Origin of the sequence: Pseudomonas sp. Pf153, from assembly GCF_001269775.1 — a bacterium.
Taxonomy (GTDB): domain Bacteria; phylum Pseudomonadota; class Gammaproteobacteria; order Pseudomonadales; family Pseudomonadaceae; genus Aquipseudomonas; species Aquipseudomonas uvaldensis.
Genome location: NZ_LHVL01000009.1, coordinates 484,409 through 497,787 on the forward strand (window position 1 = coordinate 484,409; position 13,379 = coordinate 497,787).

The following is a 13,379-nucleotide window of genomic DNA, read 5'->3' on the forward strand; positions in this document are numbered from 1 at the left end:
TTGCCCGCGATTAAGGCCCACAGGGCCTTCAGTCCGTCACCTTGAACCGCAACACGCCAAGCATCTGCCCATTGTCGGTCAGCACCCGCACTTGCCAGTTGCCCGTGGGGTTGGCCGGGAAGTTCTGCTTGTGGGTCCAGGCGCGATAGCCTTCCTTGCGCCCGCCATGGATATCCAGGGCGATGCGGTCCACTTCCTTGCCGTTGAACTGCCAGACGTGCCAGATCCGCTCATCCAGACCCCGTGGCGCATTGATGGCGGTGTACGCGAACAGACCGTTGCCGCGAATCTGGGCGGCCGGGACTTCCTTGAGGCTGGCGCCCGGCGTACGGTCCTCCAATTGGGTGCTGATCGCCACTTCGGTCATCCACAGCGTGGCCGGCGGCACCCAGGAGCGCAGCAGCCATCCGGCGGCGCCAATGCCCACGGTGATGCAGAGAATCGCCAATGCGTTGCGCACGGTGCGGATGGGGAAGATCGAAGCCAGGCTCGGGAACGACAACAGCATCGCAATGCCCAGCGCCAGTTTGAAGCTCTGGTCGGTGGTCAGATGAAGAATGATGGGCAGCGCCGTGAGCAGGGCGGCGAACAGCGTCAGCGTGTGCAGTGCCAGGAACGCCCAGCGTCGGGGAGCCAACCATTTGTAGTACAGCGGATCGATGATCGAAACCAAGGCCGCCGCACCGAGCAGGCCGGTGAAAAGAAGTTGGCTGCTGTTCCAGGTAGTGGTGATGAAGAAAAACGGCAGGACGAAAAACAGACTCTCCTGGTGAATCATTTGCGTGGCGTAACGCAACAGCGGCTGGGGTATTTCCCGCTTGAAAACCCGGGTGAACAGACGGGTCAGGCTGTTTTCCAACATCAGCCAGAGCCAGCTCACCAGCATCATGACCGAGATCCAACTGGCCAGGCTCTGCTGGCGGTCCACCAGCATGAAACTGCCGACGCCGGAGATGAAGCCCCCGAGCGCAATGACCCCTGGGTAGCGCTTCATCAATTCAAGGATGCGCTGGATGTAGTGAGTCAGGGTCTGCATTAGGCGGTTTCACAGTAAGTCGTAGGAAATATCCCTGACAGAGTATCGTCCGAACCTCGATGTGACGAGCATGCTCTTGGGGTAGAAAGGATTTGTCTTGGGGAGCAAGGCTTGCCCCCGATGAGGTGGCACGGTTTATCCTGGGGTCAATTCTTGCGACGCACCCGCCACACCACCAATCCCAACAGCAACAACCCCAGCAAACCGCCCAACCCCCACACCAGCTCATCGTCGCTGAGCAGTGGCTTCTCGATACGCAAGTAACCCGGATCCTTGAGCAATTCGCCCAGGGCCTGGTTGGCCTGTTCAAGGCTCACCGCCTGCAAGCGCACGGCGGGGTTGGCGAAGTGGCCATCGTCATAATCGGCCAGGGCACTCCAGTAATAGTCGGCCAGGGCGCTGTTGCCTTGAACCGCCCAGGACTGGTGGGCGATAGCCGCGCGTTTGATGCGCATGAACGTGTCGGGATCCAGCCCGTCCTTGAGCAAGGTGTTGCGCAATGCCTCGAGCGCCTGTTCGGCTTCCGGAATGTCCTCGCGGGCCAGGTCTGCGTTCAGGCTGAGGAAGCCAACACCACCGAATACTTCCCGCTCCGCCCAAGGGCCATAGGACAGGCCGTGCGTCAGGCGCATCTGGCGGTAGAGTGCCCAGTCCAGGTAATCCTTGAGCAGGTCGAAGGTTTCGTCGTGTTGCTGGTCCAGCACCGGCTCAGGGAATAGCCAGTGCAGCTTGGCGCCGTCGCCCACCAGGCCGTGAGTCAGGTTGCGCTTGGTGACGGCGCTGTAGCGGATCTGCGGCAACGGCCTATGGGTGCTGGGTTCGACGGGTTCGAGCGCGCCAAAGGTACGTTCCAGATAGGCCGGCAGCAGGCGGTCGAGATCACCGACCACGATCAGGGTCATGTTGTTCGGTGCGTACCAGGTTTTGCGCACCTGCTCGAGCCGGGCGAGCGTATGCTGCGCCACCTCGGCCCGTTCCGCGCAACGCAGGCCCAGCTCCACCGCCAGCTGGTTGCTGGCCTTGTGGCCGAGATCCTGACGGTCGAGCCAGCGTTGCAGGTGGGTGTAATGCCCGCCATCCTCGCGCTCGACCACCCGCTTGGCGGCCTCCAGGGCTTTGTCGTCGATACGGGTGCGGGTCAGCACCGACAGGAGCAAATCCAGCACCTTGCGCTGGTTGCGGGCCGGCGCCTCGATCACGAACGTGGTGTCAGCGTTGCTCGTAAAGGCGTTCCACTCGCCGCCCAACGCCTGCATGCGCTCCTCCAGCGCTCCCTCGTCCTCACCATCGACACCGCTGAACAGCGCATGTTCGAGCAGGTGCGGCAGTTCCTTGTCGGCGCAGCTGAAATCGTCCAGGCCCACGCCGATCACCAGCCGGATCGCGACATGCCCGCGTTCGCTGCCCGGTTTGAGCAGCAACTGCATACCGTTGGGCAGCGCATACCCTTCGACCTGGAACCGATCCAGGGCCGGCACGGGCAGCGAGGCTGACAAGAGGAGGGCGAGTAACAGACCACGCATAAGTTGAGCATCCTGGCGGCTGACAGTCCAACCTTGTTGACTGGACAATGCGCCAGACGTTCAAGGCGAGTGGGTGATGTCCGAAATTTCATCTGCCGCCAGGGCACCGATCTCCGAAGTCTCCAACACGACATAGGCACTGCCGCAGAAGAGGGAATTGAGGCGCCTCATGTCAGCGATCAACTCCAGGTGCAGGGAACTGGTTTCCAGGCTTTGTACGACCTTTCTATGCAAACGGCTGACGTGGGCGTGGGCCATTCGTCTTTCCTGCGCGCGAAAGCGACGTTTCTCGCGCAGCAACTGACGGGCGCTTTCCCGGTCGGCGCTGAGAAACACCGACAGGCCCAGCCGCAGGTTGGCGATCAAGTGGCTGTGCAGCCCTGCCAGTTCTTCCAGGCCCACGTCGGAAAAGGAGCGACGCTGCGAGGTCTTCTGTTGCTGGACCTTGCGCAGCATGCGTTCGATGAGGTCGCTCGCCAGCTTCAGGTTGATCGCCAGCTCGATGATTTCCGCCCATCGGCGGCTGTCCTGCTCACTCAGGTCTTCGCGGGGCATCTGGGCCATGTACAACTTGATGGCGCTGCACAGGGCTTCGACGTCATCGCTTACGCGCCGTAACTCCTGGGTAACGGCTGTCTGTTGGCCGTGCAACACGTCGAGCATGGCTTCGAGCATGTTTTCGATCTGATCGCCCATGCGCAGGGTTTCCCGGGCCGCGTTGGCCAGGGCCAGGCTCGGTGTGGCGAGGGCGGCCGGGTCCAGATGGCGTGGTTTGACCGTGCCGTTGGTGTCCGGGCGCTCCGGCAGCAGCCAGGCGCACAGCCTCGCCATGGGGGCGACGCTGGGCAGCAGCACCAGGCAACGCACCGAGTTGTAGAGCAGGTGGAAGCCGATGACCGTTTCCTGAGGGCTGAAGTCCAGGCTATCGAGCCAGCCTACCAGCGGATCGAGCACCGGGATGATCAGCAACAAGCCAATCAGCTTGTACAGCAGGCTACCCAATGCCACCTGACGTCCCGCGGCGTTCTGCATGCTGGTGCTGAGGAACGCCAGCACGCCGCTGCCAATGTTGGCGCCGATCACAAGACCAATGGCCACCGGCAGGCTAATCACCGAGGCGCCTGCCAGGGTCGCGGTCAACAACACGGCGGCGAGGCTGGAGTAGGAAATCATCGCAAACAGGGCACCGACCAGCGCGTCGAGGAGGATGTCGCCGGTCAACGAGGCGAAGATCACTTTCACGCCTTGAGCGTGAGTAATGGGCGTGGCGGCTTCGACGATCAATTGCAGCGCCAGGATGATCAGGCCCAGGCCGATGCTGACCCGACCCATCTGCCCGACACGGGTTTGTTTGCGCGACAGGAAAAAGATCACCCCAAGGAAGATCAGCAGCGGTGACAGCCACGACAGGTCCAGGGTCAGCACCCGTGCCATCAGCGCCGTACCGACATCGGCGCCGAGCATGGTTGCCAGGGCGGGGGTCAACGCCATCAGTCCCTGGCCGACGAAGGAGGTGACGAGCATGGCCGTGGCATTGCTGCTCTGGACCATGGCCGTGACCATGATTCCCGCAATGAAAGCCAGCCAGCGCCTGGACATGTTCTGTCCGATGACGTGCCGCAGGTTCGTGCCATAGACCCGCAGGATGCCGGTACGGACGATGTGCGTGCCCCAGATCAGCAGGGCCACGGCGGAGAGCAAATTGAGCAGGGTCAGCATGAGAAGCCCCCTGTTAGCGTCCCAAAGGGACAAATTGACGGTGCCACTTCGTTTTACTTGTACTTAAAGATTTAGTTGGCGAAAGGTCCGGACGCCAGCATTGCACAGCTAAAGAATCGATTGAAACAAATCTGTCATAAAAACACCGCAACTACCCCTGTTGAAGCGGGCTTGCTCGCGAAGCGGTGGGCCAGTTGATGAAAATGGGTCGTACATACCGCATTCGCGAGCAAGCCCGCTCCCACAGGTTATTCATTCAGCCCTGCCTTTCAGCGGGCATGAAAAAAGGGGCTCCAAGAGCCCCTTCGTTCATTGCCCCATACCGTTACTGACCCGGAACATCCTTGCGCAGTTTCACCGGATCCTGTTGCTTGCGCTTGCGTGCAATCGTGGTGCGCATCTTGATGTTGATGGCTTCCACCGCCAGGGAGAACGCCATGGCGAAATAGACATAGCCTTTTGGCACATGCACATCGAACGATTCGGCGATCAGCACGGTACCGACCACCAGCAGGAACGACAGCGCCAGCATCTTCAGCGACGGGTGCTTGTCGATGAATGTGCTGATAGTGCCCGAGGCCAGCATCATGACCAGCACGGCCACGATGATCGCCGCGACCATCACCGGTACATGGGAAACCATGCCCACAGCGGTGATGACCGAATCCAGGGAGAAGACAATGTCGATGATCGCGATCTGGATGATGGTGTAGAGGAAGTTGCCGCCCTTGCCCGAAGGCTCGTCGCTGCTTTCATCTTCGCCTTCCAGCGCGTGGTACATCTCCTGGGAGCTTTTCCACAGCAGGAACAGGCCACCGAAGAACAGGATCAGGTCGCGACCGGAAATGCCTTGGCCGAACAATTCAAACAGATCGGCGGTCAGGCGCATCACCCAAGTGATGGACAGCAACAACAGGATCCGGGTGATCATGGCCAGGGCCAGACCGAAGATCCGGGTGCGCGCCTGCATGTGCTTGGGCATGCGGCTGACCAGGATCGAAATCATGATGATGTTATCGATGCCCAGGACGATCTCCAGGGCCGTCAGGGTAAAGAAGGCAACCCAGATTTCCGGGTTGATCAGCCATTCCATGTGAGTTCCTTTGAGCGAGTGTTAGGCCGCGTCGCTCCGTTCAGTACGAAAAAGCGACGCAGCGAGTATTGCTTTTATAGAGTGCTGAACAGCGGAAAGATCCCCATCAGCAAGGCGGCGAACATTATGCACAGGCAAACCAATACTGCCCACTTCAAGGTGAAGCGCTGGTGATCGCCGAATTCGATCCCGGCCAGGGCCACCAGCAGGTAGGTGGACGGAACCAGCGGGCTCAACAGGTGCACGGGCTGGCCGACGATCGAGGCACGGGCCATTTCAACAGGCGAGATGCCATAGTGACTGGCGGCTTCGGCGAGAACCGGTAACACTCCGTAATAAAATGCATCGTTCGACATGAAGAAAGTGAACGGCATGCTCGCCAGGGCGGTGATGACCGCCAGGTACGGGCCGAGGAAGTCCGGGATCACCGCCAGCAGGCTCTTGGACATGGCATCGACCATGCCGGTACCGGACAGAATGCCGGTGAAGATACCCGCCGCGAAAATCAACCCGACCACCGCCAATACGCTACCGGCATGCGCCGCAACGCGGTCCTTCTGCTGCTGCAGGCAAGGGTAGTTGACGATCATCGCGATACTGAAGGCCACCATGAACAGCACCGGTAGCGGCAGCAGGCCGGCGATCAGGGTGCACATCAGGCCCAGGGTCAGCGCGCCGTTGAACCAGATCAGTTTCGGACGACGGGCGTCGGGGAATTGGGAAACGCTGATTTCGCTGTGGTCGATTTCATCGCCCACCAGGTGCAGTTCCCCCAGGCGTGCACGTTCGCGTTTACCGTACAGATAGGCAATCACCAGGATGGCCACGACGCCGAACGCCATCGCAGGAATCATTGGCACGAAGATGTCGGATGGATCCACATGCAGTGCACTGGCCGCACGAGCGGTCGGGCCGCCCCAAGGGGTCATGTTCATCACGCCGCCGGCGAGGATGATCAAGCCGGCCATGATCCGTGGGCTCATGCCGATGCGGCTGTAGAGCGGCAGCATGGCGGCCACACAGATCATATAAGTGGTCGCGCCGTCACCATCGAGGGAAACGACGAGCGCCAGAACGGCGGTGCCGACCGAAACTTTCAGCGGGTCGCCCTTGACCAGCTTGAGGATCTTGCGCACGGCCGGGTCGAACAGGCCGGAGTCGATCATCAGGGCGAAATAGAGAATGGCGAACATCAGCATCACGCCAGTGGGCGCGAGCTTGGTGATGCCTTCGAGCATCATCGGGCCGATCTTCGGCGCAAAACCGCCGAACAGGGCGAACAGGATCGGAATGATGATCAGGGCGATCAGCGCGGACAGGCGCTTGGTCATGATCAGGAACATGAACGTGATGACCATGGCGAAGCCAAGGAAAGTCAGCATGGGAAATACTCCAGGCGTGGCGCGGCGGGTAAAGGCGAACCGGACAGGTCAGCGCAGAACGTAAGACACGGGGCGGACGGATGGAGGGGGTGCAGCGGGACGTAGAGCAGCGGACATCAGAATCACCATTGTTGTTGTTAAAAAGGCCGAACGGGTCGTCGTGGAAATCCGTTTCTGGCCACCGGTCTTTGCCGGTAGTGCGGGTGATGCTAATCGCGCAAGCTTTCAGCCAGCTTTCGCAGTAAACAAAGGCTTTGTGGGAGCACGGCTTGCCGGCGATGAAGTTGATGCGGTCTTTTGAGGTGGGGCGGACCCTATCGCGAGCAAGCTTTGCTCCCATAGGTGATCATCCACGAAATCAAAACACCGAAAGATCCAACGGCCTTACCGCGCCCATCCAGATAGCATGATCGGTGTGGTCCTTCAGGTCGTCGCCGGTATTGGGGTGCAGGAAGATCACCAGGCCATTGCGATTGAGTGCCAGCCATGGCAGGACCACGCCGATGTATTGCGGATCGAACGCCAGTTGGCAGCTCCAGTCCGGATGGGGGCCGACCGGGCGTTGGTGGACCCGGCCCATCGTCAGCGGGAAGAGCTGTGCCGCTTCTTCACACAATGCCCGTGCCTGGTCGAGGGTACCGGCGTCGAAATACACATGGGCGTGGTAGCCCTTGATCCGTTGCATCTGTCACTCCTTGCAATACGGGCCGAACCCTCTTCATTTTCCGCGGGTCAGAGGCTTATACGCGGCATAAAAGGAGTCGACAGTCATGAGAAACGCCGAAACCCCGGTCGTCAAAGTGGTGCTCTATGGTGCCATGAGCAGCCTCGGCAGTGCGTTGATGGCTGAGATGCTGCGGCGTCAGCATGAAATCATTGCCGTCCTCGACGATCTCACGGCACTGGCGCCGCGTCCGGGGTTGCGGACCAAGACCGGCGATCTCTATGACCCCGAGCGGGTCAAGCAAAGCGTAGCCGGCGCCAACGCCGTGATATGCCTGCTCAATGCTCCCGGCTTGCCGATGAGCAGCGAGCAGGTGGAACGGATGCTCATTCCGGGCCCGGTGGAGCAGGTACTGGCCGTGGACGCACTGATCGCCGGGATGCAGGCGGCCAACATCCCCCGGCTGTTTCTGGTGGGTGATTTCGCGGTGCTCGACGAGGAGCAGGTTGAAGATGATTTGCAGCGTCACGCCGCTGAAGAAATCCTCGACGCCCTGCAAAACAGCCCGTTGCAGTGGACCCTCATCGATTCGCCTTACGCCGCACCGGGGCTGGGTATCGAGCACTTCACCCAGGTCAGCACCAGCCTGGAACCCGGCATGGCCGAGTCACTGGAGCGGCTGAACAGGGTGGCCGTGGGCATCGCCGACGAGCTGCGCTTGAACCTGCATATGGGCCAGCATGTGAGTTTTATACCCGCTGCTTGAAAGCCTCCCACGTTCAAACGGCAATGGAAGGCAACGGCAACCCTGCGAGCGACTCGCCACTGATGGCTTGTTCTTCCATCAACCATTCCACGAACTGCCGGATCAGCGCCCCGCGCCGTTTACGCTGGGGCAAGACCACGTAATAACCCAACCGCGACAACACCGTTTCGGCGATCGGTCGACACAGCAGGCCTTGGGCCAATAAGTTATCCACAAGGTGACGCCAGCCAATGGCGACGCCTTGGCCACCAATGGCTGCCTGGATCAATAAGGTGTAATTGTCGAAACGCAGTTGCCCTGGCGCCGGCGGGGAGGTGATGCCCAGCTCGCGAAACACGCCATTCCAGTCGAACCAACTGCTGCCGTTACCACTACGCAAATGCAACAGCGGAAATTCCGACAGGGCCTGGGCGGGCAAAGGCGGGGTGCGTTCCTTGAGCAGCAGCGGACTGCACACCGGGAAGACTTCTTCACTGAACAGCCAATGACTTTCACCTTGCTTGAAACGACCGTCGCCGAAAAGCACTGCAACGTCGATGTCGGTGCGCAGCATATTGTGGTTGCGCTCGCCAGTGACCAGGCTGACGTCCACTTGAGGGTTGGCGGCATGAAAGCGGTGCAATCGCGGCATCAGCCAATAGGCAGCGAACGCGAAATCCGTGGCGACCTGTAACACTTCATGCTGCTGCTGGGCCGTGACTGCGCTCAGTCCTGCGTCGATGCTCTGCAAACCGACCTGAACCTGCTCGAACAGGATAGTGCCGGCTTCGGTCAGTTCGATGCCCCGGTAAATGCGATCGAACAAGCGTGTGCCAAGTTGTTCTTCCAGGCGCTTGATCTGCTGGCTGATGGCCGGTTGCGTCGTTCCCAACTCAATGGCGGCGGCCGTGAAGCTTCGCTGGCGTGCTGCGGCTTCAAACGCCCGGAACAGATCCAAAGACAGGTCTCCCAATGCTTCATACATAAGCTGTGCTTATCCTAGTCATTATCCTGCATGGGCTTTACCGCAACAGGCGCGGGGAACATCCTCGATTGCATCACTTTCGCATAACTGCTCACTATGGAATGCCGCGATTACATGAAGCGCAAGAACATTCTTTTCATCATGGCCGATCAAATGGCCGCGCCAATGTTGCCGATCTATGGCCCGTCACCCATCAAACTGCCCAACCTGTCGCGCCTGGCCGACCAGGGCGTGGTGTTCGATGCCGCGTATTGCAACAGCCCGTTGTGCGCACCGTCACGCTTTACCCTGGTGAGCGGCCAGTTGCCCAGCAAGATCGGCGCCTATGACAACGCGGCGGATTTCCCCGCCGATGTCCCGACCTATGCCCACTACCTGCGTCGTCTTGGTTACCGCACGGCGCTGTCCGGCAAGATGCACTTTTGCGGACCCGATCAGTTGCACGGCTACGAAGAACGCCTGACCAGCGATATCTACCCCGCCGATTACGGCTGGGCCGTGAATTGGGACGAGCCGGACGTGCGGCCGAGCTGGTATCACAACATGTCCTCGGTGCTTCAGGCCGGGCCATGCGTGCGCACCAACCAGCTGGATTTCGATGAAGAGGTGGTGTTCAAGGCTCAGCAATATCTGTTCGACCACATTCGCGAGGACGGCGAGCAGCCGTTCTGCCTGACCGTGTCGATGACTCATCCGCACGACCCCTACACAATTCCCAAGGCATTCTGGGACCTGTACGACGACAACGACATTCCGTTGCCGCACACTCCGGCGCAAACCGAGCTCGACCCGCATTCCCAGCGTCTGCTGAAAGTCTACGATCTATGGGGCAAGCCGCTGCCTGTGGATAAGATTCGCGATGCCCGACGGGCCTACTTCGGCGCTTGCAGCTACATCGACAGCAACGTTGGCAAGCTGCTGCAGACCCTCGAGGACACGGGGTTGATGGAAAACACCATCATTGTGTTCTCCGGCGATCACGGAGACATGCTCGGCGAAAAGGGCCTCTGGTACAAAATGCACTGGTTCGAAATGGCTGCTCGGGTACCGCTGTTGATCAGTGCTCCGGGGCAGTTTGCCAGTGGGCGGGTCAGCGCCTCGGTGTCCACTGCCGATCTGCTGCCAACCCTGGTGGAACTGGCCGGCGGTGCGCTGGAGCCGGGGCTGCCGCTGGATGGCCGTTCGCTGGTGCCGCATCTGCAAGGGCAGGGCGGGCACGACGAGGTCTTTGGCGAATACATGGCCGAAGGCACCATCAGCCCATTGATGATGATTCGCCGCGGGTCATGGAAATTCATCTACAGCGAAGACGATCCGTGCCTGTTGTTCGACGTGCGCAACGATCCCAAGGAGCAGGAGAACCTGAGCCAATCGCCCGAACATCAACACCTGTTTGCCGGTTTTCTCGCCGAGGCGCGGGCGAGGTGGGATATCCCGACTATTCACAAACAGGTGCTCGCCAGCCAGCGACGCCGTCGTTTCGTGGCCCAGGCGCTGACCCTGGGCAAACTCAAGAGCTGGGATCACCAGCCGCTGGTGGACGCCAGCCAGCAATACATGCGCAATCACATCGACCTGGACGATCTGGAGCGCAAGGCACGTTATCCACAACCCTGCCAAAACCAATAACGTAAGGGGAAGCACATGCAAAAGTTATCCACAGTACTGGCCGCTGGGCTGTTGGCGTTGGGCAGTGCTTCGGCGTGGGCCGAGCAGAGCTGCGAAACCGTGAAGATGGCCGATCCGGGCTGGAGCGATATCGCGGCGACCAACGCCATCACCGGTTTCCTGTTGGAAGGCATGGGTTACAAGCCCAGGGTAGATGCCCTTGCGGTGCCGATTACCTTTGGCGGCCTTAAAGACGGTCAGGTCGACGTGTTCCTGGGCAACTGGATGCCGGCGCAGCAGGGCTTCTACGACAAGTTCGTGGCCAATGGCGATGTCACGCAACTGGCCAAGAACCTGGACGGCACCGAGTTCACCCTGGCGGTCCCGGATTACGTCTGGGAAGCAGGTGTGCATAACTTCGCCGACCTGAACAAATTTGCTGACAAGTTCGAGAAGAAGATCTACGGCATCGGCTCCGGTGCGCCTGCCAACCAGTCCTTGAAGGACATCATCAAGACCAACGACTTCGGCATGGGCGACTGGAAGCTGGTGGAATCCAGTGAGCAGGCGATGCTGGCGGAGGTGTCTCGGGCTGTGAAGAAACAGAAGTTCGTGACCTTCCTCGGCTGGACACCGCATCCGATGAACGTGCAGCTGAAGATGCACTACCTCAAGGGCGGCGAGAAATATTTCGGTGAAACCGGCAGTGTCTACACGCTGACTCGCAAAGGTTATGCACAGGCCTGTCCGAACGTTGGCAAGCTGCTGACCAACCTGAGTTTCACCCAGGAGATGGAAAACAGCATCATGGCCGAGGTGGTGAACAAGAAAGTCAGCAATGCTGACGCGGCCAAGGCCTGGATCAAGGCCAACCCGGCGGTGCTGGATAAGTGGCTGGACGGTGTGAAGACCGTTGATGGCAAGGATGCGTTGGCGGCGGTGAAGGCCAAGCTGTAAGGCCGGCTTGTGGCGAGGGGATTTATCCCCTCGCCACAGAGAGAGCGGCGCGTTGTCCTGTTACTCTTTCGCCAAACCCCATCCCTGAGGCCCTATGGCAATCCCGTCTCGCCACTCACTCTTTCCTTTCCTGAGCTGGCTGCCCCGGCAGACCCGTGCCAGTGTCGGTCGGGACCTGATCGTCGGCCTGAGCGGTGCGATCCTGGCCTTGCCGCAATCCATCGCTTATGCCCTGATCGCTGGCTTGCCACCGGAGTACGGTTTGTACGCAGCCATCGTGCCGGTATTGATCGCCTGCTTGTGGGGTTCGTCCTGGCACCTGATCTGCGGTCCTACGGCGGCCATCTCCATTGTCTTATACGCCACCGTCAGTCCCCTGGCCGTGCCCGCGACCCAGGACTACATCACCTTGATCCTGCTGTTGACAGTGCTGGCGGGCATTTTTCAGTGGTTGCTAGGGCTGTTGCGTTTCGGCGCGTTGGTGAATTTCGTCTCCCATTCGGTGGTGCTGGGTTTCACCCTGGGCGCGGCGGTGGTGATCGCGTTGGGGCAGTTGCCGAACCTGATGGGCCTCGACCTGCCCAACGAAGCCACGGCGTTGAAGGGCCTGCTGATGCTGCTCAGCCATATCGGGGCTGTGGATAAACCTTCCTTGTTGTTGGGGCTGGGGACGCTGGTGCTGGGGGTAGTGCTCAAGCGGCTGTTGCCGCGCTGGCCGAGCCTGTTGATAACGTTGGTCATCAGCAGCCTGGTGGTCTGGTTGTGGCCGGCGATGTTCGGGCATGTGAGGCTGGTCAGCGCTTTTGCCGGGCGTTTGCCACCCTTCACGGCGTTGCCGCTGGACCTGGAATTGATACTGCGTCTGCTGCCTGGGGCCGTTGCGGTGGGCATGCTCGGGCTGGTGACCAGTTTGTCCATCGCCCGTTCGCTGTCGGTACGTTCCGGGCAGTTGCTCGATGCGAACCAAGAGGTTCGGGCGCAGGGGCTCTCCAACATCGTTGGTGGTTTTTTTTCCGGCTCCTTGTCAGCCGGTTCCTTCACCCGTTCCGGCCTCAGTTATGAAGCCGGCGCCTGTTCACCCTTGGCGGGAGTGTTCTCGGCGCTGTGGGTAGCCTTGTTCGCAGTCGCCGGCGCGAGGCTGATCGCGCATATCCCGATCCCGGCCATGGCCGGCAGCATCCTGCTGATTGCCTGGGGCCTGGTGGACCATCGCGGCATCCGGGCGCTGTACCGCGTGAGCCGGTCCGAATTCATGGTGATGAGCCTGACGTGTCTGGCGACATTGCTGCTGGAACTGCAAACCGCCATTTACGCGGGCGTGCTGGCGTCGCTGTTTTTCTACCTCAAGCGCACCTCACAGCCACGGGTGCAACATTCCCACGAAGCTGACGCCGACATCCTACGGGTTGGAGGTTCGATCTTTTTCGGTGCCAGCCATTATCTGCAAGTGCGGCTGCAACGGCTGCAAGCGCAACGGGTGGTGATCGATGCCCCGCAGATCAACTTTATCGACTATTCCGGGGTGGAAATGCTTCACCAGGAAGCCCGACGTCTGCGCAGCCAGGGCCGCAGCCTGACCCTGCGCAGGGCGCGCCCGCAGGTGGTGGAGGAGTTGAAGAAGCTCGAAGGGGCTCAGAACTGCCCGATTCACTTCGAAGATTGACAGG

General features: G+C 60.3%; 11 protein-coding genes. 4 read left to right on the top strand and 7 right to left on the bottom strand.

What is annotated here, in order from left to right:
• Positions 1–28 precede the first annotated feature (28 nt).
• From AD666_RS07140 to AD666_RS07165, 6 genes are all read right to left on the bottom strand, one after another.
• Positions 29–1,036: a DUF5924 family protein gene (locus AD666_RS07140; protein ID WP_053149368.1), complete on the bottom strand. Its 1,008-nt coding sequence runs from the start codon at positions 1,034–1,036 to the stop codon at positions 29–31.
• A gap of 146 nt (positions 1,037–1,182) precedes the next feature.
• Positions 1,183–2,559: a pitrilysin family protein gene (locus tag AD666_RS07145; protein ID WP_053149371.1), complete on the bottom strand. Its 1,377-nt coding sequence runs from the start codon at positions 2,557–2,559 to the stop codon at positions 1,183–1,185.
• A gap of 60 nt (positions 2,560–2,619) precedes the next feature.
• On the bottom strand, positions 2,620–4,278 hold the full coding sequence (locus tag AD666_RS07150) for a Na/Pi cotransporter family protein (RefSeq protein WP_053149374.1): 1,659 nt from the start codon (positions 4,276–4,278) through the stop codon (positions 2,620–2,622).
• A gap of 325 nt (positions 4,279–4,603) precedes the next feature.
• Positions 4,604–5,371, bottom strand: coding sequence for a TerC family protein (locus AD666_RS07155; protein WP_053149376.1), 768 nt, complete (start codon positions 5,369–5,371; stop codon positions 4,604–4,606).
• A 74-nt stretch (positions 5,372–5,445) separates the two neighbouring features.
• Positions 5,446–6,753, bottom strand: a complete 1,308-nt coding sequence (locus tag AD666_RS07160; protein WP_053149379.1) for a CitMHS family transporter — start codon at positions 6,751–6,753, stop codon at positions 5,446–5,448.
• 358 nt (positions 6,754–7,111) lie between these two features.
• Complete coding sequence (locus tag AD666_RS07165) at positions 7,112–7,438, bottom strand: DOPA 4,5-dioxygenase family protein (protein ID WP_053149382.1); 327 nt, start codon at positions 7,436–7,438, stop codon at positions 7,112–7,114.
• An 85-nt stretch (positions 7,439–7,523) separates the two neighbouring features.
• Here AD666_RS07165 and AD666_RS07170 point away from each other — a divergent pair, with 85 nt between their 5' ends.
• Positions 7,524–8,183 carry an NAD(P)-dependent oxidoreductase gene (locus AD666_RS07170; RefSeq protein ID WP_053149385.1) on the top strand — a complete coding sequence of 220 codons (660 nt, stop codon included), beginning with the start codon at positions 7,524–7,526 and terminating at the stop codon, positions 8,181–8,183.
• 13 nt (positions 8,184–8,196) lie between these two features.
• Here AD666_RS07170 and AD666_RS07175 read toward each other — a convergent pair whose 3' ends face one another.
• Positions 8,197–9,147: a LysR family transcriptional regulator gene (locus AD666_RS07175; protein ID WP_053149387.1), complete on the bottom strand. Its 951-nt coding sequence runs from the start codon at positions 9,145–9,147 to the stop codon at positions 8,197–8,199.
• 114 nt (positions 9,148–9,261) lie between these two features.
• On the opposite strand from AD666_RS07175, the gene betC reads away from it, so the two are divergent.
• From betC to AD666_RS07190, 3 genes are all read left to right on the top strand, one after another.
• Positions 9,262–10,776, top strand: a complete 1,515-nt coding sequence (gene betC / locus AD666_RS07180) for a choline-sulfatase (protein ID WP_053149390.1) — start codon at positions 9,262–9,264, stop codon at positions 10,774–10,776.
• A 15-nt stretch (positions 10,777–10,791) separates the two neighbouring features.
• The gene (choX, locus tag AD666_RS07185) at positions 10,792–11,712 is read left to right on the top strand and encodes a choline ABC transporter substrate-binding protein (protein ID WP_053149393.1); all 921 of its coding nucleotides are present in this window, start codon (positions 10,792–10,794) and stop codon (positions 11,710–11,712) included.
• A 94-nt stretch (positions 11,713–11,806) separates the two neighbouring features.
• Positions 11,807–13,375: a SulP family inorganic anion transporter gene (locus AD666_RS07190; protein WP_053149395.1), complete on the top strand. Its 1,569-nt coding sequence runs from the start codon at positions 11,807–11,809 to the stop codon at positions 13,373–13,375.
• The last annotated feature ends 4 nt before the right edge of the window (positions 13,376–13,379 follow it).

What these genes read in the sequence shown, in the direction of transcription:
- AD666_RS07155 (WP_053149376.1), bottom strand. Translation starts at nt 5,371, where the DNA reads ATGGAATGGCTGATCAACCCGGAAATCTGGGTTGCCTTCTTTACCCTG.
- AD666_RS07145 (WP_053149371.1), bottom strand. Translation starts at nt 2,559, where the DNA reads ATGCGTGGTCTGTTACTCGCCCTCCTCTTGTCAGCCTCGCTGCCCGTG.
- AD666_RS07170 (WP_053149385.1), top strand. Translation starts at nt 7,524, where the DNA reads ATGAGAAACGCCGAAACCCCGGTCGTCAAAGTGGTGCTCTATGGTGCC.
- choX (WP_053149393.1), top strand. Translation starts at nt 10,792, where the DNA reads ATGCAAAAGTTATCCACAGTACTGGCCGCTGGGCTGTTGGCGTTGGGC.
- AD666_RS07190 (WP_053149395.1), top strand. Translation starts at nt 11,807, where the DNA reads ATGGCAATCCCGTCTCGCCACTCACTCTTTCCTTTCCTGAGCTGGCTG.
- AD666_RS07150 (WP_053149374.1), bottom strand. Translation starts at nt 4,278, where the DNA reads ATGCTGACCCTGCTCAATTTGCTCTCCGCCGTGGCCCTGCTGATCTGG.
- AD666_RS07140 (WP_053149368.1), bottom strand. Translation starts at nt 1,036, where the DNA reads ATGCAGACCCTGACTCACTACATCCAGCGCATCCTTGAATTGATGAAG.
- AD666_RS07160 (WP_053149379.1), bottom strand. Translation starts at nt 6,753, where the DNA reads ATGCTGACTTTCCTTGGCTTCGCCATGGTCATCACGTTCATGTTCCTG.
- betC (WP_053149390.1), top strand. Translation starts at nt 9,262, where the DNA reads ATGAAGCGCAAGAACATTCTTTTCATCATGGCCGATCAAATGGCCGCG.
- AD666_RS07175 (WP_053149387.1), bottom strand. Translation starts at nt 9,147, where the DNA reads ATGTATGAAGCATTGGGAGACCTGTCTTTGGATCTGTTCCGGGCGTTT.
- AD666_RS07165 (WP_053149382.1), bottom strand. Translation starts at nt 7,438, where the DNA reads ATGCAACGGATCAAGGGCTACCACGCCCATGTGTATTTCGACGCCGGT.